This window comes from Sphingomonas sp. VDB2 (genome assembly GCF_047946695.1).
GTDB classification, from domain to species: domain Bacteria; phylum Pseudomonadota; class Alphaproteobacteria; order Sphingomonadales; family Sphingomonadaceae; genus Sphingobium; species Sphingobium bisphenolicum.
This window is the reverse complement of the sequence record NZ_CP159615.1, coordinates 1,494,723-1,515,545: the sequence shown is the minus strand read 5'-3', so window position 1 is coordinate 1,515,545 and position 20,823 is coordinate 1,494,723. Positions and strand designations below refer to the sequence as shown.

Annotated in this window: 22 protein-coding genes and 1 tRNA gene; 11 read left to right on the top strand and 12 right to left on the bottom strand. The window is 64.7% G+C overall.

Annotated elements, in window-relative coordinates; all coding sequences use genetic code 11:
• Nucleotide 1 precedes the first annotated feature (1 nt).
• Both ABT375_RS07480 and ABT375_RS07475 read left to right on the top strand, forming a co-directional pair.
• Nucleotides 2-1,228, top strand: a complete 1,227-nt coding sequence (locus tag ABT375_RS07480; RefSeq protein ID WP_416464632.1) for a diguanylate cyclase domain-containing protein — start codon at nucleotides 2-4, stop codon at nucleotides 1,226-1,228.
• Nucleotides 1,229-1,244: 16 nt separating this feature from the next.
• Nucleotides 1,245-1,736 (top strand): OmpA family protein, encoded by a 492-nt coding sequence (locus tag ABT375_RS07475; RefSeq protein ID WP_416464631.1) that lies wholly within the window; start codon nucleotides 1,245-1,247, stop codon nucleotides 1,734-1,736.
• 3 nt (nucleotides 1,737-1,739) lie between these two features.
• Here the strand turns inward: ABT375_RS07475 and ABT375_RS07470 are convergent, their stop codons facing one another.
• Together ABT375_RS07470 and ABT375_RS07465 are read right to left on the bottom strand one after the other, a co-directional pair.
• Nucleotides 1,740-3,911: a primosomal protein N' gene (locus tag ABT375_RS07470; protein WP_416464630.1), complete on the bottom strand. Its 2,172-nt coding sequence runs from the start codon at nucleotides 3,909-3,911 to the stop codon at nucleotides 1,740-1,742.
• A 38-nt stretch (nucleotides 3,912-3,949) separates the two neighbouring features.
• A complete protein-coding gene (locus tag ABT375_RS07465; protein ID WP_416464629.1) occupies nucleotides 3,950-4,603 on the bottom strand; it encodes a DUF2490 domain-containing protein in 654 nt (217 codons plus the stop codon).
• 131 nt (nucleotides 4,604-4,734) lie between these two features.
• Here ABT375_RS07465 and fsa point away from each other — a divergent pair, with 131 nt between their 5' ends.
• Nucleotides 4,735-5,388, top strand: coding sequence for a fructose-6-phosphate aldolase (fsa, locus tag ABT375_RS07460; RefSeq protein WP_224547708.1), 654 nt, complete (start codon nucleotides 4,735-4,737; stop codon nucleotides 5,386-5,388).
• A 67-nt stretch (nucleotides 5,389-5,455) separates the two neighbouring features.
• Nucleotides 5,456-5,797, top strand: a complete 342-nt coding sequence (locus tag ABT375_RS07455) for an antibiotic biosynthesis monooxygenase family protein (protein ID WP_416464628.1) — start codon at nucleotides 5,456-5,458, stop codon at nucleotides 5,795-5,797.
• Between the two features lie 99 nt (nucleotides 5,798-5,896).
• Here ABT375_RS07455 and ABT375_RS07450 read toward each other — a convergent pair.
• Nucleotides 5,897-5,973: transfer RNA gene (locus ABT375_RS07450), tRNA-Arg, on the bottom strand.
• A gap of 112 nt (nucleotides 5,974-6,085) precedes the next feature.
• On the opposite strand from ABT375_RS07450, the gene ABT375_RS07445 reads away from it, so the two are divergent.
• Nucleotides 6,086-6,805, top strand: coding sequence for a queuosine precursor transporter (locus tag ABT375_RS07445; RefSeq protein WP_224547706.1), 720 nt, complete (start codon nucleotides 6,086-6,088; stop codon nucleotides 6,803-6,805).
• A gap of 60 nt (nucleotides 6,806-6,865) precedes the next feature.
• The gene (locus ABT375_RS07440; RefSeq protein WP_416464627.1) at nucleotides 6,866-7,849 is read left to right on the top strand and encodes a GGDEF domain-containing protein; all 984 of its coding nucleotides are present in this window, start codon (nucleotides 6,866-6,868) and stop codon (nucleotides 7,847-7,849) included.
• On the opposite strand, the gene truA is transcribed toward ABT375_RS07440, so the two are convergent.
• A complete protein-coding gene (gene truA, locus ABT375_RS07435) occupies nucleotides 7,842-8,597 on the bottom strand; it encodes a tRNA pseudouridine(38-40) synthase TruA (RefSeq protein WP_416464626.1) in 756 nt (251 codons plus the stop codon). The genes ABT375_RS07440 and truA overlap by 8 nt on opposite strands.
• Before the next feature lie 72 nt (nucleotides 8,598-8,669).
• A complete protein-coding gene (gene fmt / locus ABT375_RS07430; RefSeq protein WP_261936485.1) occupies nucleotides 8,670-9,578 on the bottom strand; it encodes a methionyl-tRNA formyltransferase in 909 nt (302 codons plus the stop codon).
• A gap of 53 nt (nucleotides 9,579-9,631) precedes the next feature.
• On the opposite strand from fmt, the gene recR reads away from it, so the two are divergent.
• The 5 genes from recR to ABT375_RS07405 all read left to right on the top strand — a co-directional run bounded on the left by recR (nucleotide 9,632) and on the right by ABT375_RS07405 (nucleotide 13,348).
• The gene (recR, locus tag ABT375_RS07425) at nucleotides 9,632-10,228 is read left to right on the top strand and encodes a recombination mediator RecR (protein ID WP_224547702.1); all 597 of its coding nucleotides are present in this window, start codon (nucleotides 9,632-9,634) and stop codon (nucleotides 10,226-10,228) included.
• A gap of 229 nt (nucleotides 10,229-10,457) precedes the next feature.
• Nucleotides 10,458-10,988, top strand: coding sequence for a peptide deformylase (def, locus tag ABT375_RS07420; protein WP_224547701.1), 531 nt, complete (start codon nucleotides 10,458-10,460; stop codon nucleotides 10,986-10,988).
• Between the two features lie 93 nt (nucleotides 10,989-11,081).
• Nucleotides 11,082-11,756, top strand: a complete 675-nt coding sequence (locus tag ABT375_RS07415; protein WP_416464625.1) for a ferritin-like domain-containing protein — start codon at nucleotides 11,082-11,084, stop codon at nucleotides 11,754-11,756.
• On the top strand, nucleotides 11,753-12,217 hold the full coding sequence (locus tag ABT375_RS07410; protein ID WP_416464624.1) for a GtrA family protein: 465 nt from the start codon (nucleotides 11,753-11,755) through the stop codon (nucleotides 12,215-12,217). Before ABT375_RS07415 ends, ABT375_RS07410 begins: the two co-directional genes overlap by 4 nt.
• Nucleotides 12,218-12,220: 3 nt before the next feature.
• Nucleotides 12,221-13,348 carry a glycosyltransferase family 4 protein gene (locus ABT375_RS07405; RefSeq protein WP_416464623.1) on the top strand — a complete coding sequence of 376 codons (1,128 nt, stop codon included), beginning with the start codon at nucleotides 12,221-12,223 and terminating at the stop codon, nucleotides 13,346-13,348.
• A gap of 83 nt (nucleotides 13,349-13,431) precedes the next feature.
• Here the strand turns inward: ABT375_RS07405 and phoB are convergent, their stop codons facing one another.
• From phoB to ABT375_RS07370, 7 genes are all read right to left on the bottom strand, one after another.
• Nucleotides 13,432-14,133: a phosphate regulon transcriptional regulator PhoB gene (gene phoB, locus ABT375_RS07400; protein WP_224547695.1), complete on the bottom strand. Its 702-nt coding sequence runs from the start codon at nucleotides 14,131-14,133 to the stop codon at nucleotides 13,432-13,434.
• A gap of 3 nt (nucleotides 14,134-14,136) precedes the next feature.
• Nucleotides 14,137-14,832 carry a phosphate signaling complex protein PhoU gene (phoU, locus tag ABT375_RS07395; RefSeq protein ID WP_416464622.1) on the bottom strand — a complete coding sequence of 232 codons (696 nt, stop codon included), beginning with the start codon at nucleotides 14,830-14,832 and terminating at the stop codon, nucleotides 14,137-14,139.
• Between the two features lie 17 nt (nucleotides 14,833-14,849).
• Entirely contained in the window at nucleotides 14,850-15,647 is a 798-nt protein-coding gene (gene pstB, locus ABT375_RS07390; RefSeq protein WP_416464621.1) for a phosphate ABC transporter ATP-binding protein PstB, read from the bottom strand.
• Nucleotides 15,647-16,891 carry a phosphate ABC transporter permease PstA gene (pstA, locus tag ABT375_RS07385; RefSeq protein ID WP_416464620.1) on the bottom strand — a complete coding sequence of 415 codons (1,245 nt, stop codon included), beginning with the start codon at nucleotides 16,889-16,891 and terminating at the stop codon, nucleotides 15,647-15,649. The genes pstB and pstA overlap by 1 nt, the downstream gene beginning before the upstream one ends.
• Nucleotides 16,888-18,282 (bottom strand): phosphate ABC transporter permease subunit PstC, encoded by a 1,395-nt coding sequence (gene pstC, locus ABT375_RS07380; protein ID WP_416464619.1) that lies wholly within the window; start codon nucleotides 18,280-18,282, stop codon nucleotides 16,888-16,890. The genes pstA and pstC overlap by 4 nt, the downstream gene beginning before the upstream one ends.
• Before the next feature lie 7 nt (nucleotides 18,283-18,289).
• Complete coding sequence (locus ABT375_RS07375; RefSeq protein WP_224547690.1) at nucleotides 18,290-19,345, bottom strand: substrate-binding domain-containing protein; 1,056 nt, start codon at nucleotides 19,343-19,345, stop codon at nucleotides 18,290-18,292.
• A gap of 102 nt (nucleotides 19,346-19,447) precedes the next feature.
• The gene (locus tag ABT375_RS07370) at nucleotides 19,448-20,731 is read right to left on the bottom strand and encodes an ATP-binding protein (RefSeq protein WP_224547689.1); all 1,284 of its coding nucleotides are present in this window, start codon (nucleotides 20,729-20,731) and stop codon (nucleotides 19,448-19,450) included.
• Between the last annotated feature and the right edge of the window lie 92 nt (nucleotides 20,732-20,823).

Genomic DNA, 20,823 nt, shown 5'->3' with positions numbered 1-20,823 from the left:
CATGAGAGCCTCGAACCGGTCCGCCATGCCGACTTTGCGTCAGGTGCTGGCGCGCGGGCATATGCGCCTGATCTTCGTCGCGGTGCTGACGGCTGCCATCACCCTGATGGTCACGGGCGTGCTGGTCATCCGCGGCTATGCCGACCGCAACCTCGCCCTCATCGCCCGCACCGTGGCCTATACGGTCGAACCTGCGCTGGTGTTCGAGGATAGGGATGCGGCACAACGCGGCATCGTGGCGGTGGCGGCGTCGGAAAGCGTCCATCATGTCGCCGTGCGCGATACGCGCGGCCGCACGCTGGTGGAATGGCGCCGGCCGGCGGAAGGGGCGATGGCGACGGTCGAGCGCGGCATCGCCGATCTGGTTGCACCTTCGCCCGCGCTGGCCGATATCCGGCGCGGCCCGGCCGTGATCGCGCAGGTGCAGATCTATGGCGGCGCGGACGGCCTGGGTCGGTTCATCCTGTCGGGGCTGGCGACCGCGCTCGCCTGCCTCGTTCTCACATTGATAGCGACCTGGACCTTGTCGCGCCGGTTGCAGCGCGACGTGACCGAGCCGCTGGGCCGGATCGCGGACGTCGCCCATGCCGTTCGCGCCGACCGCCAGTTCGATCGTCGCGTGCCGACATCCGACATTCAGGAAGTCGATCAGCTCGGCCGCGATTTCAATGCGTTACTGGACGAGCTTCATGACTGGCACAAGGGTGTCGTCACGCACAACCGGATGCTGGAGCGGCAAGCGACCCGCGATGTGCTGACGGGGCTTGGCAACCGCGCGATGTTCGAACAGCTGCTGCCTGCCGCGGTGGCGCAGTCCGATGCGCAGGCGCGATCCTTCGCCATCCTCTATATCGACGTCAACCGCTTCAAGCAGGTCAACGACACCCATGGCCATGACGCCGGTGACGCGCTGCTGATCGTCATCGCCGCCCGGCTGCGCGCAGTGCTGCGTCCCGAAGACGAAGCCTTTCGCCTGGGCGGCGACGAATTCGCGCTGATCCTGGCGCCGGGCCTGTCGGCGGATCAACTGGCCGCGATCAAGGCGCGCATCGCCGATGGCATGGCCCAGCCGATCATGCTGCCCAATGGCGAACGCGTCGATGCGTCGCTCAGCATCGGCAGCGCCTGCTATCCGGAGGACAGCGCCGACGCGCGCGACCTGCTGCGCCATGCGGATGCAGCCATGTATGCGGCCAAGGCGGGTCGCGCCATCCATCGCGATCGCTGACATCATAGGGACCAGAATGCGCCACCATCTGCTTTTCCTCTCGCTGCTTCTGCTGGCCGCCTGCCAGACGGTGCAGCCGCCGCGAACGGCCGCTTTCACCCCGCAACAGGTGGCCGCGCTCCAGCAGCAGGGCTTCGAACCGTCGGGCGACGACTGGCAGTTCGGCATGGCCGACCGGCTGCTCTTCGCTACGGAAGAAAGCACGCTGATCCCGGACCAGAAAATGGCGATCGGGCGCCTGTCGGCTGTACTGGCCGGAGTCGGCATTCGCGGGGCGCGGGTGGAGGGGCATACCGATTCGACGGGATCGGCCAGCTATAATGATGCGCTGTCGCTGCGGCGGGCGCAGGCGGTGGCCGATGCGCTGGTCGGCGGCGGCATGGCGCGGCCGGCGATGCGGGTTGCCGGCATGGGCGCGCGCATACCTGTGCAAAGCAATCGGTCGGCCAGCGGGCGGCGGGAGAATCGCCGCGTGGTCATCATCGTTTCACCCGCCGATGCGGGCTGAGCGTTACATGAAGCTGTAGGGATCGACGTCCACCGCTACTCTGGTGCCCGATTTCCAGGCCAGATTGCCCAGCCATTCGCGGATCGCCGCCTGAATGTCCACTGCGCGCGTCGCGTGGATCAGCAGGCGATGACGATGGCGGCCGCGTAGCACGGACAGTGGCGCTGGCGCAGGACCATAGACGCGCATCCCTTCGATCACCGGCGCCGACTTGCCGATCAGCCGTGCGGTCTGCGCCGCCTCGTCGGCATTCTCGCTGGAAATGATGATCGCGGCGAAGCGGCCGAAGGGCGGGGCGTTGGCGCGCCGCCTGTTCTCCGTCTCGACCGCGTAGAAGCGCTCGGTATCCCCCTCGATCAGCGATTCGATGACCTCGCTGGTCGGCATCCGCGTCTGGATGAACACCTTCCCCGGCTTCTCGCCGCGTCCGGCGCGGCCGGCCACCTGCACGATCTGCTGGAAGGTGCGCTCGGCCGCCCGCAGGTCGCCGCCCTCCAGCCCCAGATCCGCGTCGATGACACCGACCAGCGTCAGGTTGGGGAAATGATAGCCCTTGGTGACCAATTGCGTGCCGACGATGATGTCGATGTCGCCTGCCTCCACCGACTTCACGAAATCTGCGGCGCGGGCAGGGGAACTCAGCGTATCGGACGTTGCGATGGCGGTGCGCGCCTGCGGCCACAGCGCCTTCACCTCGTCGGCGATGCGCTCGACACCGGGGCCGCAGGCGACCAGGCTGTCCTCCTCCTTGCATTCCGGGCAGCGTCGCGGCGCGGGGACGACGTGGCCGCAATGATGGCAGGCGAGCCGGTGCGTCAGCCGATGCTCGACCATCCAGGCGGTGCAATTGGGGCACTGGAACCGATAGCCGCAATGGCGGCACAAGGTCAGCGGCGCATAGCCGCGCCGGTTGAGGAAGAGCAGGCTCTGCTCGCCCTTCGCCATCACCTCGTCGATCGCCTTGACCAGAGGCGGCGCGATCCAGCGGCCGCGCTCGGGCGGGTCTGTCAGCAGGTTGATCCCCTCGATCGTGGGCATCTCCGCCCCGCCATAGCGCGATGGCAGCTTGATCTCCGCATAGCGACCGAGTTCGACCTGATGCCGCGTCTCGATCGCCGGGGTGGCCGATGCCAGCACGACCGGAAATTTCTCGATCAATCCGCGCATCACCGCGACGTCGCGGGCATGATAATGGACGCCGTCTTCCTGCTTGAAGCTGGCCTCATGCGCTTCGTCCACGACGATCAGGCCGAGATTGGGATAGGGCAGGAACAGCGCGGACCGTGCGCCTACCACCACCTGCGCTTGGCCCGCCGCGATGGCGCGCCACGCCCGCCGTCGCTCGCTCTGGCGCAGTCCGCTATGCCAGTTGACCGGCACCGTGCCGAACCGCTTCTCGAACCGTTCCAGAAAGGGTTCGGTCAGCGCGATCTCGGGCAGCAGCACCAGCACCTGCCGGTCGGCCCGGATCGCGGCGGCTATCGCCTCGAAATAGACCTCCGTCTTGCCCGATCCGGTGACGCCGTCGAGCAGGAAGGGCGCGAAGTCATGCGCCCGTACCGCGTCCGCCATGGTCGTCGCGGCGCTGGTCTGCGCTTCCGACAATATGGGTTGCGCATGGCCGGGATCCGGCATGGGGAAGGGCGTGTCGACGCTCACCTCCACCGCTTCGAATATGTCCTGCTTGATGAGGCCGCGGATCACCGCGTCGCTCACCCCGCCGATCATCGCCAGTTCGCGGATCAGCCCCTGCCGCTCGCCGATCCGTTCCAGAGCCTGCGCGCGCTGTTCGGTCATCCGGTCGGGCGCAGCCCCGGTGGCGCGATACTCGATCACCGTCCGCGCCCCTTCCAGCGCAGCCATGGAGGAGAGCGCCATGCGCAGCACCGCGGCGGGCGGGGCGAGATAATAGTCCGCCGTCCATTCGATCAGCCGGCGTAGCGGTTCGGGCAAGGGCGGGGCGTCCACCACCTCGACCAGATTGCGCAGTCGATTGTCGCCCACGGTCTCGACATCGGGGAAGCTTTCCTCTTCCCACACTACGCCGACCAGTTGGCGCGGCCCCAGCGGCGCGACGACGATGCTGCCGGGCTGCACGGTCATGCCGTGCGGCACGCGATAGTCGAGCGGCCCCAGGGCGGCGTTGAGAATGAGGACACGGGCGCGCGAAGACATGGACCGTCCTTAGCGCGCCGGGCGCGCCAGGCAAATCGTCAGAGCCGCCAGCTCAGCGTCAGCCAGGGAATATGGGCGACCGTATCGGGCCGTCCGTCGCGAAAATTCTGCTGGCGCATATAGAGCAATTGCGCGTCCACGGTCCTGGCGATCGGATGGCGCAGGCCGACCTGGTTGCGCATCGTCGCCAGTCCGATCTGGTCGTTCGGCCGTGCGCGGTTGAGGTGGAAGAAGATTTCGGTCGCTGCGATCACCGTCCATCGCTTCGCCCGGTCGATCGGCGCCGCCACCTGCACCCTCTGGCGCAGCCGCCAGCTCGCATGGTCGGCATTGTCGAAGAAACGCTGCTCGATCCGGGTTCGGCTCGTCCAGATGCCGCTGGCCAGCGTCGCCTGCTGGAACAGGCGCATTTCCTGGTCCACCTCGCTGCGCAGATAGGCGATGCCGCCGCCCAGTTGGAGCGCGGGGGTTATCCTGTGGTCGATCACGACACGGGCGAGAAACTGTTCGCCGCCGCTCTTGCCGTCAGACCGCAGGCGCTGGCTCGAATCAATGGTGATGATGTTCGACTCGCCCGCATGAAAGATCGCCTGTTCGGTGCTCCATGCCTGTGTTTCTTCCGTCGCCGCTCCCGCCGGCGAAGCGCCCAGCACGCCCAGGGGAATCGTCAGCAAACGGGCGGCGCGTTTCATGCTCGGTCCTTTGGAAAGGTGCGTCGGCCTTAGTCGCGCCCGGCAGGCGATGCAATTCATGCCGCCGGCATGGTGAATCCGGTCGCCAGCCGCTAAAGGAGCGCGATTCGCCCTATCCCCGGAGTCCCCCCATGAAATTCTTCGTCGACACTGCCGACACCGCCGAAATCCGTGAACTGGCCGCCACCGGCCTGCTGGACGGCGTCACCACCAACCCGTCGCTGATCCATAAATCGGGCCGCAAGTTCCTGGAAGTGGTCGAGGAAATCTGCGGTATCGTCGACGGCCCGGTGTCGGCCGAAGTCGTCGCGCTCGACCATGAGACGATGATGAAGGAAGCGGCCGTGTTGCGGAAGATCGCCGACAATGTCTGCATCAAGGTGCCGCTGACGATAGATGGCCTCAAGACCTGCAAGGCGCTGACCGACGATGGCGTGCTGGTCAATGTCACGCTCTGCTTCTCGGCCAACCAGGCACTGCTGGCGGCAAAGGCCGGCGCAAGCTTCATATCGCCCTTCGTCGGCCGCCATGACGATAATGGTTTCGACGGCATGGCGCTGATCCAGGATATCCGCCTGATCTACGACAATTACGGCTTCGACACCGAAATTCTGGTCGCGTCGGTTCGCCACCCCATCCATGTGCTCGAAGCCGCCCGTATCGGCGCGGACGTGATGACCGCGCCGCCCGCCGTCATCAAGATGCTGTCCAAGCATGTGCTGACCGACAAGGGTCTCGAAGGCTTCGCCGCCGACTGGGCCAAGACCGGGCAGACCATCCTCTGACTTGTCCGGCCGGGGGCAGGAACCTGCGCCCGGCCCATTCATTCTCCTTGGGTAAAGGAGATGGGCGATGTTCGTCGCGGTCTATTGGTGGCGGGTCCATCCCGGCAAGGAGGATCAGTTCTGCGCAGCCTGGCGGCGCGGCACCGACCTGATCCGGGAAAAATATGGCAGCTATGGTTCCCGGCTGCATCGCGACGCCGACGGTCGTTTCGTCGGCTATGCCGAATGGCCTGACGAGACGACCTGGCGGACGGCATTCGAGCAGAAGATGATCTACGACGATCCCGCGACGCGGGCCGCCTTCGTCGATGCCATCGCCGAGGTGCCTGCGGACGCCGATCCGATTTTCACGATGACAGTCGTTGACGACCGGCTGGTGCGCCGCGTCGACGCCAGACAGGTAGACTAGCCGATGCGCGATCCAGACAAGCCCGATTTTGGTTTCTTTTGGTTTGCCCTGCTGCTCACCATATTCGGCCTGCTATTCATGATGTTCTACCGCTGAATATGGCGACCCCGGCTGGATTCGAACCAGCGACCATTCGCTTAGAAGGCGAATGCTCTATCCAACTGAGCTACGGGGCCATGCGGATGCCGCGATAGCGGGCGGGAATGCAGCTTGCAACAGGGCGGCTTGCAACAGGAGGGCTTGCCCGGCCGACTTGCAATCATCCGAACACGCGATATGCAGTATCGCATGGACAATGGGGCGGTTCACAAGGTCGATGCAGCGGCGCTGGGCGCACGGCCGCTGCGCTATTACGACTTTTTCATGGCGGCGTTCGTTGCCATCCTGCTTCTTTCCAATCTGATCGGCGCGGCCAAGCTCTCGACGCTGGGCGGCTTCACCTTCGGCGCCGGCATCCTCTTTTTTCCGCTGGGTTATGTTATCGGCGACGTGCTGACGGAGGTCTATGGCTATGCCCGCGCCCGCCGCTGCGTCTGGGCGGGGTTCGGCGCGATGCTGTTCATGGCGTTGATGAGCTGGGTGGTCGTCGCGCTGCCGCCCGCGGATGGCTGGCCCGACCAGAAAGCCTATGAGGCGGTGTTTGGCAGCACGTGGCGCATCGTCTTCGCTTCGCTCGTGGCCTTCTGGGCGGGTGAACTGGCCAACAGCTTCGTCCTTGCCCGTATGAAGCTGCTGACGCAGGGGCGGCATTTGTGGATGCGGACCATCGGCTCCACCGTCATCGGGCAAGGTGTGGACAGCCTGCTCTTCTACCCGCTGGCTTTCTGGGGCGACTGGAGCAATGCGCAGGTGCTGACGGTGATGGTCACCAACTGGGCGATGAAGGTCGGCTGGGAAGCGGTACTCACGCCGGTCACCTATATGGTGGTCAACGGCCTCAAGCGGCGCGAGGGGCTGGACGTCTATGACAGCGGCACCGACTTCACGCCCTTCCGCACCCGCCTCTGAATTTTACGACTGCGCGGCGGCGTAATCACCTGTTTACCATTTTCCGTGCAAGAGCGGACGATGAGCAGGCAGTCGCACCGACAGTTCACGGGAACATTTTCAGGCAAATCTTTTTCCACGTCGGTGCCGGCTCCTTCGGCGCCGGCTCAGGTCGTGGGGGTGGACGGGCAGATCGCCGCTGCTCTCGCACTGGAGCAGCGCCGGTTCGAGGCGACCTTTCTCCATGCACCGGTCGGCATCGCCCATGTGGGGCTGGATGGCGCTTTCCTGCTCGTCAATCCGCGTTTCTGCGAAATCAGCGGCTATGACGCGGAAACGCTGATCCGCACCGGATTCCAGCAGATCACCCATCCGGACGATCTCCATGCGGACGAGGCGCTGCTGGCGCGGCTCAACGCCGGCGAATTGCCGCGTTACGCGATGGAAAAACGCTATATCCGTGCCGATGGAACGATCATCTGGATCAACCTGACGGTCGCGATGGTGCGTGACGATGATGATCGCCCCGAACTCTATGTGGCGGTGATAGAGGATATGTCGGACCTGCGGCAGGCCAGTTTCGAGGCGATGCATGATCCGCTGACCGGCCTCCTCAATCGTCGGGGGTTCGCGTGCCGGGCCAAGGACGTGCTGGCCCATGCGGCGCACGCCCGGCTGAGCACCAGCTTGCTGTTCCTGGACCTCGACGGGTTCAAGCAGTTGAACGACGGGCAGGGCCATGCCGCGGGCGACAGCTGCCTGGCCGATATCGCCCAGTTGCTCAAGGCGCAGGCCGACGCGGGCGATGTCGTCGCGCGGATCGGTGGCGACGAATTTCTGGTCCTGCTGGCGGATCGGGACGCGCAGGCGGTACAGGCCTTTGGCGAGGACGCACGGCAGGCGCTTGCATCCTATGGCATGGGCGTCAGCGGCAGCTTCGGCCTCGTCACCGTCGACACGCCCGATCCGGCCGATCTCGACCGGCTGATTGCCTGCGCCGACGACGCGATGCGTGCGGCCAAGCGCGCCGGCAAGAATCAGGTCTGCGCCGCCGCCTTCATCTGACGGCCGCGGCGGGATAGGTCGCCTGCACGAAATATAGTCCGTCCGGCGGCGCGTTGAGGCCCAGCGCCGTTCGATCCCTGGCCTCCAGCGCGGCGCGCAAATCCCCTGCATTCCATCGCCCCATGCCGACCATCGCCAGGCACCCGACCATCGATCGCACCTGGTGATGGAGGAAGGAGCGCGCCGCCGCGTGGATCGCGATCCGGTCGCCGTCGCGTTCGACATCCAGCCGGTCGAGCGACTTGACCGGGCTTTGCGCCTGGCAATGGGCCGACCGGAATGTGGTGAAGTCGTGCCGCCCCACCAGTATCTGCGCTGCATCCTGCATCGCCGGCACATCGAGCGGTTGGATCACCCGCCACGCCAGTCCTTGCTCGAAGGTCAGCGGCGCACGGCGGTTGGCGATCCGATAGACATAGGACCGACCGATACAGGAAAAGCGCGCATGCCAGTCGTCGGCGACCGGCTGGCACGCCAGGATGGCGACCGGATGGGGCCGCACCCTGGCGTTGATCGCCTCCATCAGCCGAAAGGGCGCGATGACCTTGTCGATCTCCGCATGGGCGCGCATGGCCAGGCCGTGGACGCCCGCATCGGTGCGACCGGCGGCATGGATCACGGCGCGCTCGCCCGTCACGGCGAAGATCGCGTCCTCGATCGTCTGCTGCACGCTGGGGCCATGGGCCTGGCGCTGCCAGCCCATGAAGGGGCGGCCGTCAAATTCGACGGTGAAGGCGAACCGGGTCATATCCCGCCTCCGTTCGTTTCGAGCGAAGTCGAGAAACGGTTCCCGACACGCCCGAACCGAACGGCGTTCCCCTTATCCATCCACCCGGCTCCCCGCCGGCATATCGTATCCGCGCAACAATTCGCCGGGCGACATCGCCGCCTTGCCCGCGCGCTGGATCAGCGTCGGGCGGATCGAGTCATGGCCGCAGCCGATCAGCAGGCTGTCGTCCAGCAAATCTCCTGGCATTCCGGCATGATGCTCGACATGGGCGGCGAGAATGCGGAAGCGTTCGCCGCGATATTCGAAAAAGGCGCCGGGGAAGGGGTTGAAGGCGCGCACCTGTCGTTCGACCTGATGGGCGGCGCGGCTGAAATCGATCCGCGCCTCCGCCTTGTCGATCTTCGACGCATAGGTGACGCCCTCTTCCGGCTGGGGCATGGGGGGATGCTGCGCAATGTCGTCCAGCACCTCGACCATCAGTTCCGCGCCCGCCTGCGCCAGTTCGGCGGTCAGCAGGCCTGCGGTCTTGTCCTCGACCGGCGTCACATGTTTGGCGCGCATCGGTCCGGTGTCCAGGCCCGCCTCCATGTCCATGATCGTCACGCCGGTGACATTGTCGCCCGACAAGATCGCGCGCTGGATCGGCGCCGCGCCGCGCCAGCGCGGCAGCAGCGAGGCGTGGATGTTCATGCAGCCATGGCGCGGCGCGTCCAGCACGGCGCGCGGAAGAATAAGGCCATAGGCCGCGACCACCGCGACATCGGCGTTCAGGGCGGCGAAGGCGGCCTGCACGGCGCCGTCCTTCAGCGATGCGGGCGTGCGGACCTCTATCCCCATCTCCTCGGCGCGGGCGTGAACGGGGGAGGGGCGCAACGCCTTGCCGCGGCCGGCGGGGCGGGGCGGCTGGCTGTAGACCGCGACGATGGCATGACCCGCCTTCGCCAGCGCGTCGAGCGCCGGAACGGCGAAATCGGGGGTGCCCATATAGATGATACGCATAGCGGATGCTCAAACCCCTTGTCTCTCCCGGTTGCAACCCCTTATCTCATGATATGGCTTCACCTGAAATCGAGACGCTGACCCAGGCGCTGTCCCGCCTGCCTGGCCTTGGCCCCCGTTCGGCCCGGCGGGCCGTGCTGCACCTGCTGAAAAAGCGGGAGGGCGCGATGGAGCCGCTGCTGCGCGCGCTGGAGGCGGTGAACGAACGGCTGGTCAACTGCCACATCTGCGGCAATGTCGATACGGTCGATCCCTGCGGCATCTGCGCCGATCCGCGGCGTGACGCTCGCGCGCTGTGCGTGGTGGAGGATGTCGCGGACCTGTGGGCGCTCGACAAGTCGCGCCTCTTCCCCGGGCGCTTCCATGTGCTGGGCGGGCGGTTGTCCGCGTTGGAGGGGGTGCGACCCGAAGACCTGACCATCGATGCGCTGGTCGCACGGCTGGAGCCGGGCGGCGTGGACGAGGTGGTGCTGGCGATGAACGCGACGCTGGAGGGACAGACCACCGCCCATTATCTGGCCGAACGGCTGGAGCGCTTCCCCATCCGCCTGACCCAGCTCGCCCATGGTGTGCCGGTCGGCGGCGAGCTGGATTATCTGGACGAAGGCACGCTGGCCCAGGCGCTGCGGGCGCGACGGCCGGTGGGCTAGGGTGAGCAAAGACTTTATGTCCTACAGGTGCATTTTGCTTTATGCAGGCAAGCGCGGCCACGACGTGATTTATGGTTTAATGTCCTATTCTTGATCGGATATTTCAAGATGGGCGGGAAATGTGCGAAGTTAAGTCCCATCCGGGCGCTTACCCTGCGTCGCGGTCGAAGGCGCGTCTCTATCCGCCCGCTGGCTTGAAATATCGCGCCGTTCCATCTATGTTCGACATATGGCAATCCTACCGATCCTTGAGGCGCCCGACCCGCGCCTGCGCACGATTTCGACCCCCGTCGATGCGATCGACGACGATCTGCAACGGCTGATCGACGACATGTTCGAAACGATGTACGACGCGCCGGGCATCGGTCTGGCCGCGATCCAGGTCGGCGTCCCCAAGCGGGTGCTGGTGATCGATCTGCAGGAACCCGAATCCGACGAAGAAGACGCCAAGCCGGTCAAGAAGCCGATGGTCTTCATCAACCCGGAGATTCTCAAGGGTTCGGAAGAATTGTCCGTTTATCAGGAGGGCTGCCTGTCGGTCCCCGATCAATATGCCGAGGTGGAGCGCCCCGCGGTGATCCGCGCCAGTTGGATGGACCGCGACGGTCGCATTCATGAGGAGCAGCTCGAAGGCCTGCTGGCCACCTGCCTGCAGCATGAGCTGGACCATCTGGAAGGGGTGCTGTTCATCGATCATCTGTCGCGCCTGAAACGAGACATGCTGCTCAAGAAACTGAACAAGGCCCGCCGCGCGGCCTGAGGCATTTTGCATCGCGATGTAGAACCGAATATCGCAGCGCATATTATTGTTGTAGCCAGGGGCGTCCTGACTCGGTCAGGGCCGGAGAAATCTATGCGCGCTTGGTTCGAACGACGTTATCTCGATGTGCTGGGCAGCATCTATATCTATAACGAACATCGCGGCTATACCGCGATCGATCGGGTGATCGAATCGGTCGTGAAGCGCTCTCCCGACGATGCCGTCCTCATCGCGCGGCTCAAGGCGCATCGGGCGGATGAGCGGAAACATTATCTCATGTTCCGCCGCTGGTTCGAACGGCGCGGCATCATGCCTTTTGCCGTGGGATCGACATTTGGCCACATCGACCGCTTCGTCGAAATCATGTTTGGCACGTCTATCGCCCGGCTCAAGACACAGGATGTCGTCGAAAGCGACAGGCTGTTCGCGCGCCTGTGCCGGGTCATCGCGCTGACCGAACGGCGGGGATATGTGCAGGTGGAAACCCTGCTCACCAACCGGATCATCCTGTCGGACCCGATTCTGACGCGCATCTTCAGCATCATTCGCAAGGACGAACCCAGCCATTGGGCGCCCTATGAGGATTGGCTCGATGCCCATGCGCAACGCAATCCGATATGGTGGGAACATATCGTAGATGGCGTCGTACATGCCGAACTGCTCTTCCTGAAGCTGCCCTTTCTGTTTCTCAACCCCTGGGCCAGGGCCCGCGACGATTGGCCCGACGAAGCAGATGACGGCCTGTACGGGGCATCGGCCGCAGGATGAGTTTGGACGCCGAAGCGGATGGTAACAGCCTGTTGCCGGTACAATCGTTCAGTGCGGGCATCATGCGTCGGGTATTTTCCCTGCGCGCCGGGGCAATGTTGTTTCGCAACACGGTTGTCAGTTGTTCGGTCTTCGTGATCGGCCTGGGTATATTGTGGGGTCTTGTGAACCTCGGCGTCGGTAAGGTTATGGCTGCGGGCATTGGTTTCATCATCGCCAACAGCCTGCATTATATCCTCGGGCGGAGCTGGATTTTCCGCGGAACGGACAGAGGCGTCGGCGCCGGCTATGTGCTGTTCCTGGCGAATTCCGCTGTCGGCCTCCTCATCACCATGGGCCTCTATGCGCTGTTCCTGCATCTGACGTCGGTGAATTATCTTGTGACCCGCGCCGTCGTTTCGCTGTTCGCGGGCCTGGTCGTGTTTCTGCTGAATGCGCTCCTGAACTTCAGGCAGGTCTGATCGATGCGGATCGCGCTGTTTTCCGGTAATTACAATTATCTGCGCGAAGGCGCGAACCAGGCGCTGAACATGCTCGTGCGCTATCTGGAAACGGCGTGCGGCTTCACGGTGCGGGTCTATTCCCCGGTCACGGACACGCCGGCATTCGCGCCGGCGGGGACGTTGGTGCCGGTTCCGTCGATCGCTCTGCCGGTGCGCAGCGAGTTCCGCCTGGCGCTTGGCCTTCCGCGCAATATCCGAAACGACATCCGCGATTTTGCGCCCGACCTGGTGCATGTGTCTACGCCGGATATATTGGGAACGCGTGCGCAGACCTTCGCCAAGCGGCTGGGTGTCCCGATCGTGGCGAGCATGCACACGCGGTTCGAAACCTATCTGCGCTATTATGGCATCGACTGGGCGCGACCCGCACTCGATGCACACCTGCGGCGCTTCTATCGACGCAGCGATCATGTGCTCGCACCGACCGGCGCGCTGGTCGAGGAATTGCGCCTGACGCGTGGCGACGATCGGGCGAGCGTCTGGAGCAGGGGGATAGACGCCGCGCTCTTCCATCCCGGTCGACGGGACATGCACTGGCGCCGCATACAGGGGCTGGACGATGCCGACATCGCCATCTTGTTCTTCGGACGCGTAGTGCTCGAAAAGGGCGTGGACCGGTTCATCCAGGTGGTGCAGCAACTCCAGGCGCAATCGCCGCGCGTCCGGGCGCTCGTCGTCGGGCATGGCCCCGCGGTCGACCTGTTCAAAACGCTGCCCCGAACGATATGCGCAGGACATCTGGCGGGGGATGATCTGGCTCGGGCGGTTGCGAGCGCGGATGTGTTGCTCAGTCCCAGCACCACCGAAACATTCGGCAATGTCATCGTCGAAGCCATGGCCTGCGGCTTGCCTGTCGTGAGCGCCGACGCCCAGAATGCGCGCAGCATCCTGACCGACGGTCAGGACGGGTTTCTTTGCCGGCCGACGGGTTGCGGACATTATGCATCGGTCCTGGCCAAGCTTATCGAAAGTCCGGATTTGCGACATGCGATGGGCTTGGCGGCGCACCGCACCAGCCGGCTCTATTCCTGGGACAGGGCGTCGGAAAGCGTCGCGAATGTCTACCGTGCTCTGACCGCCGGCGTTTGAACGGATCGGCCCGCAATCGCAAAAGCCTCCCCAAATCTCTTTGGAGAGGCTTCGCTTGAACCACAATTGCCGGGTTGCGCGCCTCAGCCCACGCCCTCGGTGTCGAGCGCATAGCCCGCCGACCGCACCGTGCGGATGATGTCCTGATATTGGCCATCGCCGTTGATCGCCTTGCGCAGGCGGCGGATATGGACGTCCACCGTGCGCAGTTCGATATCGCTGTCCTGACCCCATACGCTGTCCAGCAGCCGCTCGCGCGAGAAGACCCAGCCGGGATGCTCCAGGAAATGCTTGAGCAGGCGGAACTCGGTGGGGCCGAGCGGGATCACTTGCCCGCTGCGGCGGACCTTGTGGCCCACCGTGTCCATCTCTACGTCGGAGAAGGTCAGCGTCTCGCCGGCCAGCGCCGGGCGCACGCGGCGCAGCACCGCGCCGACGCGCGCTACCAGCTCGCGGGGGCTGAACGGCTTGGTCACATAATCGTCCGCGCCGGTTTCCAGCCCGCGGACCCGATCCTCTTCCTCGCCGCGCGCGGTCAGCATGATGATCGGGATATTGGCGGTGCCGTTCATGCGGCGCAGCCGGCGGCACACCTCGATCCCCGACAGGCTTTCGACCATCCAGTCGAGCAGCACGATGTCAGGCACATTTTCCTGCGCCATCAGCAACGCTTCCTCGCCGTCGACCGTATGGGCGACCTCGAAATCCTCGCGCTTGAAATGCCAGATCAGCAGTTCGGCCAGTGCTGCGTCATCCTCGACCAGCAGCATTTTCGCTCTTGCCATGGTCTAGTCCTCCGGCTGCATGTCGGCGCCGCGCTCGCGCTCTGGCAATGTCTGGCCGGTCGCGGCATAATAGACCATCTCCGCGACATTGGTCGCATGGTCGCCGATCCGCTCGATATTCTTGGCGATGAACAGCAGGTGCGCGCACTCGCTGATCGTCTTGGGATTCTCGACCATGAAGGTGACGAGCGTGCGGAACACGCTGTTGTAGAAATCGTCCACCACCGTGTCGCGCTCGACCACCGCCAGCGCCAGGTCGGCGTCGCGCGCGGCGAAGGCGTTCAGCGCATCATGCACCATCTCGCCCGCGACCTGCCCCATGGAGGGCAGCAGGGAAATGGGCTCGAGGATGCGGGTGTTGGTGGCGATCAGCGGCACGCGCTTGGCGATATTCTTGGCATAATCGCCGATGCGCTCCACCACGCTGACGATCTTCAATGCCGCGATCACATCACGCAGGTCGTTGGCCATCGGTGCGCGGAGCGCAATCACCTGGATCACCAGCTTCTCGACCTCCGCCTCGATCGCGTCGATGCGCTTGTCGCCCTCGACGACATGGGCGGCCAACACTTTGTCCTGCCGCTGCAATGCCAGCATCGCATTTTCGATCGCCGCTTCCGCGCGCCCGCCCATTTCGGCGATCAGTCCGCGCAGCCGGTCGATTTCCTCGTCAAATGCCTTGATCGTATGTTCTGCCATGATCTCTCTCCCCCGGATCAGCCGTAGCGACCGGTGATATAATCCTTGGTCCGCTCCTGGCGGGGATTGGTGAAGATGTCGGACGTCACGCCATATTCGACCAGGTCGCCCAGGTGGAAGAAGGCGGTCCGCTGGGACACGCGCGCGGCCTGCTGCATGTTATGCGTCACGATGACGATCGCATAGCGGCCGCGCAGTTCGTGGATCAGCTCCTCGATCTTGGCGGTCGCGATGGGATCGAGCGCAGAGCACGGCTCGTCCATCAGGATCACCTCCGGCTCCACCGCGATCGCGCGACCGATACACAGCCGCTGCTGCTGCCCGCCAGACAGCGCCGTGCCGCTGTCATGCAACCGGTCCTTCACCTCGTCCCACAGGCCAGCGCGGCGCAGCGACTTTTCGACGATCACGTCCATGTCCGCCTTGCCCGCGGCCAGGCCGTGAATGCGCGGCCCATAGGCGATATTCTCGTAGATCGATTTGGGGAAGGGATTGGGCTTCTGGAACACCATGCCCACCCGTGCGCGCAGCTGCACCACGTCCATCGACGCCGCGTAGATATTCTCGCCGTCCAGCGTGATCTCGCCCTCGACCCGCGCCGACGCGACGGTGTCGTTCATGCGGTTCAGCGTCCGCAGGAAGGTCGACTTGCCGCAGCCCGACGGGCCGATGAAGGCGGTGACATGGTCCATGCCGACGTCGATCGACACGCCCTTGATGGCCTGCTTCTCGCCATAGAAAACCTTGACGTCGCGGGCCGACATCTTGGGATTGTCGATGCTCAGGTTGATTTGGTCTTCTGTCATGGGTGTCATTACCACCGTGTTTCAAACTTGTTGCGCAGGTAGATGGCGAGGCCGTTCATCGCGAGCAGGAACGCCAGCAGGACGATGATCGCGGCGGATGTCTTTTCGACGAAGCCCTTGGAGACTTCATCGGACCACAGAAAAATCTGCACCGGCAGCACGGTCGCCGGATCGGTGATCCCGCCCGGCGGGGTGGCGATGAAGGCGCGCATGCCGATCATCAGCAGCGGCGCGGTTTCGCCCAGCGCGCGGGCCATGCCGATGATCGTGCCGGTCAGGATGCCGGGCAGGGCCAGCGGCAGCACATGCTGGAACACCACCTGTACCGGGCTTGCGCCGATGCCGAGCGCGGCGTCGCGGATGCTGGGCGGGACGGACTTGATCGCGTTGCGGCCGGCGATGACGATGACCGGCATCGTCATCAGCGCCAGTGTCATGCCGCCCACCAGCGCCGCGGATCGCGGCAGATGCGCGAGGTTCAGGAAGATCGACAGGCCCAGCAGGCCGAATATGATGGAAGGCACCGCCGCCAGATTGTTGATCGACACTTCGATGATGTCGGTCCACCAGCTCTTGCGGGCATATTCCTCCAGATAGAGCGCCGTGGCGACGCCGATCGGGAAGCTGAGGATCAGCGTCACCAGCATCGTCAGCAACGATCCCTTGAACGCCCCCCAGATGCCGACCTGGGTCGGATCGGTGCCGTCGCTGGCGGTCAGGAAGCTCAGGTTGAAGCCGGTCGACAACAGGCCCTGCTGTTTCAGCCGCGTGACCGCGGCCTCCATTTCCGGCGATCCCTTGCTCTTGGCGGCCAGGTCAAGCCCGGTCGAGGCCGGCACGCTGATCGTCTCGCTCCGGCTCAATATCTTGGGGTCCGCCTTGATCGCGTCCCGGATGCTGATCCAGGCGGTCGACGACAGCAAAGCGTCGGCATCAGCGCCCAACAGCTTCTTCGCGACCGCGTCGGTTACCATCGGCAGATTGGCCTGGCTCAGCAATTCGTCGGTGATGGCGGCGGGATCGAGCAGCAGCGGGGAGGCCGGGAAATCGATCTTGAGCGCAATCTCGGTCCGGGTGAAGCCACGCAGGCCGTTGCCCATCATGGTGACGAGCAGGAAAGCCAGGAAGGACGCGGACAGCAGCACGGCGAACAGGCCGGCGAATTTGAAGCGGCGCTCGGCGGCATAGCGCCCCGCGATCCGCTTGCGCATGGCCTCCGACTTCCAGTCGGTCGGGTTGCGAGCAGCAGTCATTCGTAAGCCTCGCGATATTTCTTCACGACCCGCAGGGCCACGATGTTGAGCAGCAGAGTGACGATGAACAGCACCAGGCCCAGCGCGAAGGCGGCGAGCGTCTTGGCGCTGTCGAATTCCTGGTCGCCGGTCAGCAACTGGACGATCTGGGTCGTCACCGTGGTCACGCTGGCGAAGGGATTGAGGGTCAGGTTCGCGGCGAGGCCCGCGGCCATGACCACGATCATCGTTTCACCGATGGCGCGGCTGACGGCCAGCAGCACGCCGCCGACGACGCCGGGGAGGGCAGCGGGGATCAGCACCTTGCGAATCGTTTCGCTGGTGGTCGCGCCCATCGCCAGGCTGCCGTCGCGCATCGATTGCGGCACGGCAGCGATGCTGTCGTCGGCCATGGAGGACACGAAGGGAATGATCATGACCCCCATGACAAGGCCGGCGGCCAGCGCGCTTTCGGAGGATGCGCCATGGATGCCGATCGCGACCGCGAAGTCGCGGAGCGCCGGGGCGATGGTGAGCGCGGCGAAATAGCCATAGACCACCGTCGGCACGCCTGCGAGCATCTCCAGCGTCGGCTTCATCCATTTGCGGACGGTCGGGCTGGCATATTGGGTCAGGTAGATGGCGCTCATCAGGCCCAGCGGGATGGCGACGATCATGGCGATGATCGCGCCGATGAAGATGGTGCCCCAGAACAGCGGCACCGCGCCGAACGCATCGTCATTGCCGTAGCCCATGGCGGCCGACTGCGGCGACCATTTGGTGCCGAACAGGAAATCGATGGGATTGACCATCGAGAAGAAGCGGAAGCTTTCCCACAGAAGCGACGCCACGATACCGACCGTCGTGACGATCGCGATCAGGGATGCGATCAGCAGCGACGCCATGACCAGCCGCTCGACCCGCGTGCGCGCCCGGAAATCGGGGCGCACGCGGGTGAAGGCATAGGCCCCCCCGGCAAAGGCCAGCACCAGCGCCAATACCGCGCCGGCCACGCCATATTTGTTGAGTGCGTGTGCGTAGGGTTCGACCAGTCCCTGGGACAGTGGATTGAACGCCCCCGCCTGATCGCCGTTGGCGATCGCCCGCGCTTCGCCGAGGATGGCGGAGCGGGAGAAGCCGTCGAGCGGCAGGCTCTGCGCCGCCGGGTCGGCCAGCACGCTTTGCGTGACCAGGCCCGGCGCGACATTGGCCCAGACCGCCAGGAAGATGGCGGCCGGGATCAGCGTCCACAGCGCGACATACCAGCCATGATAGCCAGGTAGCGAGTGGACGGCGTCGCGCCGCCCCGTCGCCCGCGCCGCGATCTGGAGCCGCAGCGCGCGGGCGCGGGCGCTGACCCAGGCGATCGCGCCCAGGCCCGCCAGCAGCAGGAGGATTGCAGGACCGGTCATATCGCCCTTACTTCAGCTGCGAACCGTCGAGGACGGTCAGCGCCTTGACGGTTTCGGCGCTCTTCTTGCGCACGTCTTCGGGCGCCGCGACCATGCCGCGCTTGGTCAGCGCACCGTCGGGGTTCCAGTTGGCGGCGAAGGTGTTCAGGAAGCCCTGAAGGCCGGGGATGGCCGTCATGTGCGCCTTCTTCACATAGATGTAGAGCGGACGGGCGCCGGGATACTGGCCGGTCGACACGGTTTCATAGGTCGCCTCGACGCCGTTGATCGGCACGTCCTTCAGCGTGTCCTTGTTTTCCTCAAGGAAGCTGTAGCCGAACACGCCGACCGCATTGGGATTGGCGCCCAGCTTCTGCACGATCAGATTGTCGTTCTCGCCCGAATCGACATATTTGCCGTCTTCGCGGATGCGGGTGCAGGTCGCCTTATATTCGTCTTCGTTCTTTTCCTTGAGCGCCTTCATCGCCTCGTCGCTCTGGCAGCCTTTCTCCAGGATCAGTTCGGCCAGCGAATCGCGCGTACCGCTGGTGGACGGCGGGCCGAAGACGGAAATGGCGATCGCGGGCAGGCTGGGGTCCACATCTTTCCAGGTCTGGGCCTTGTTCGGACCCTTGCCGTACGGATTGGCGGCGAGCGCTTCATAGACGATCTTGGGGGTGAGCTTGAGGCCCGGACCCTTGTTCGATTCGGCGAAGGCGAGGCCGTCGACGCCGACCTGGATCTCGACGATGTCCTTCACGCCATTGGCGGCGCACTGTTCGAACTCCGCCTTCTTCATGCGGCGCGATGCGTCGGCGATGTCGGGATGCTGGGCGCCCACGCCCGCGCAGAACAGCTTCATGCCGCCGCCGGTGCCGGTCGATTCGATGATCGGCGACTTCATGCCGGCATTGCCCTGTACGAACAGTTCGGCGACCGCCGTGGCGAACGGATAGACGGTGGAAGACCCGACCGCACGGATCTGGTCGCGCGTCTGGCCTGCGCCGCCGCCGGACTGGTCGCCGCAGGCGGCAAGGCTGAGAACGCTCACGGTCGTCGCGGCGAGCAAGGCGAATGTCTTCACGGGAACCTCCAAACAATAGAGCCGCGATTCGCTTGTCGCCGCCCCCTCGGGAAGCGCCCTAGTCGCGGACCATCGCGCCTTTGTGACAGTCAGGTTTCATTTTCATGACATCGTTCCTGAAAGCGCCGAGGGACGCCTTTTCTCGTCGCTTTTATTTGGCGCCTCTTCCATCGGCGGGGGCAGCAGCACGGTGATGGTGGTGCCTTTGCCCAATGTGCTGGCGATGTCGAAGCGCCCGCGATGCCGCTCGACGATATGCTTGACGATGGCGAGGCCCAGCCCCGTGCCGCCCATCGCCCGGCTGCGCCCCGAATCGACGCGGTAGAATCGCTCGGTCAGGCGGGGCAGGTGATCGGGGCCGATCCCTTCCCCTTCATCGGCGACCGTCAGCCGTGTCATGCTGCTCGGCCCTTCGTTCAGCGTGACGCGAATCGGCGTGCCGGGGCGGCCATATTTGATCGAATTGCCGATCAGATTGTGGAGCAACTGCGAGAGCTGCGCCCGGTCGCCCTGGACGCTGGGCAATTGCGGCGCGATCTCCATCTCGACCTCGCGACCGCGGTCGCCATGGCTGGAGCGGAAGACGCCGACAACCTCGGCGGCCAGTTCGGACAGATCGACCAGCGTGTCTGGTGCGCGATATTTCTCCGCCTCTATCCGGCTCAAGGAGATGAGATCGTCGATCAACCGCTGCATCCGACGCGCTTCGCCGTCCATGATTTTCAGGAAGCGCTGGCGGGTTTCGGTATCCTTGCCCAGTTCGGGATCGGCCAGCGTCTCGATGAAGCCCAATATGCCGGCCAGCGGCGTGCGCAGTTCATGGCTGGCATTGGCGACGAAATCGACGCGCATTCGCTCGGCGGCATGGGTGCCGCTATGATCGACCAGATGGACCAGCCGCCGCATGTCGGCGACCTGCCCCACCGGCGCGATCCGCATCTGCCAGCGCTGGTCGCGGCTGCCCAGGCCGACCAGTTCGACCATCACAGGTTCGGCGAGCGGGGCGGTGCTCGCCAGCCGTTCGGCGGCGGCCGGGTGGCGGATCGCGATGCGCGCATCCTCGCCCTCGATATGCGTGCCCAGCAGGCGTTGCGCGGCCCGGTTGGCACGGACGATGCGGCTGCGCTCGACCAGCATCAGCGGATCGGAAATCCCTTCCAGCAGGCTGGCGAAATCGGGATGACCTAACAGGTCGGGCGCATCCAGCGGAGCGGGCGCAGGCTGCCGCGTCGATACGCCCTCGGCGCAGATCAGCAGGACGAGCAGGCCGCCCAATATCGGCAGGGCGATGGCGATGGGCGATGCGCCCAGCAATAAAGCGCCCCCGGTGCCAAGCAACAGCATGGCGAGGGAGGCGGTAATCTGCGAAATTGTCAGTCGATTCATGGTTACCGCGCTGGATTTGTCGCGCAATTGCTGCGATGGCTTATCCCAATAGCGTGCAATCTTTACGCTTTGGCAAGCGTGACGAGCGGATC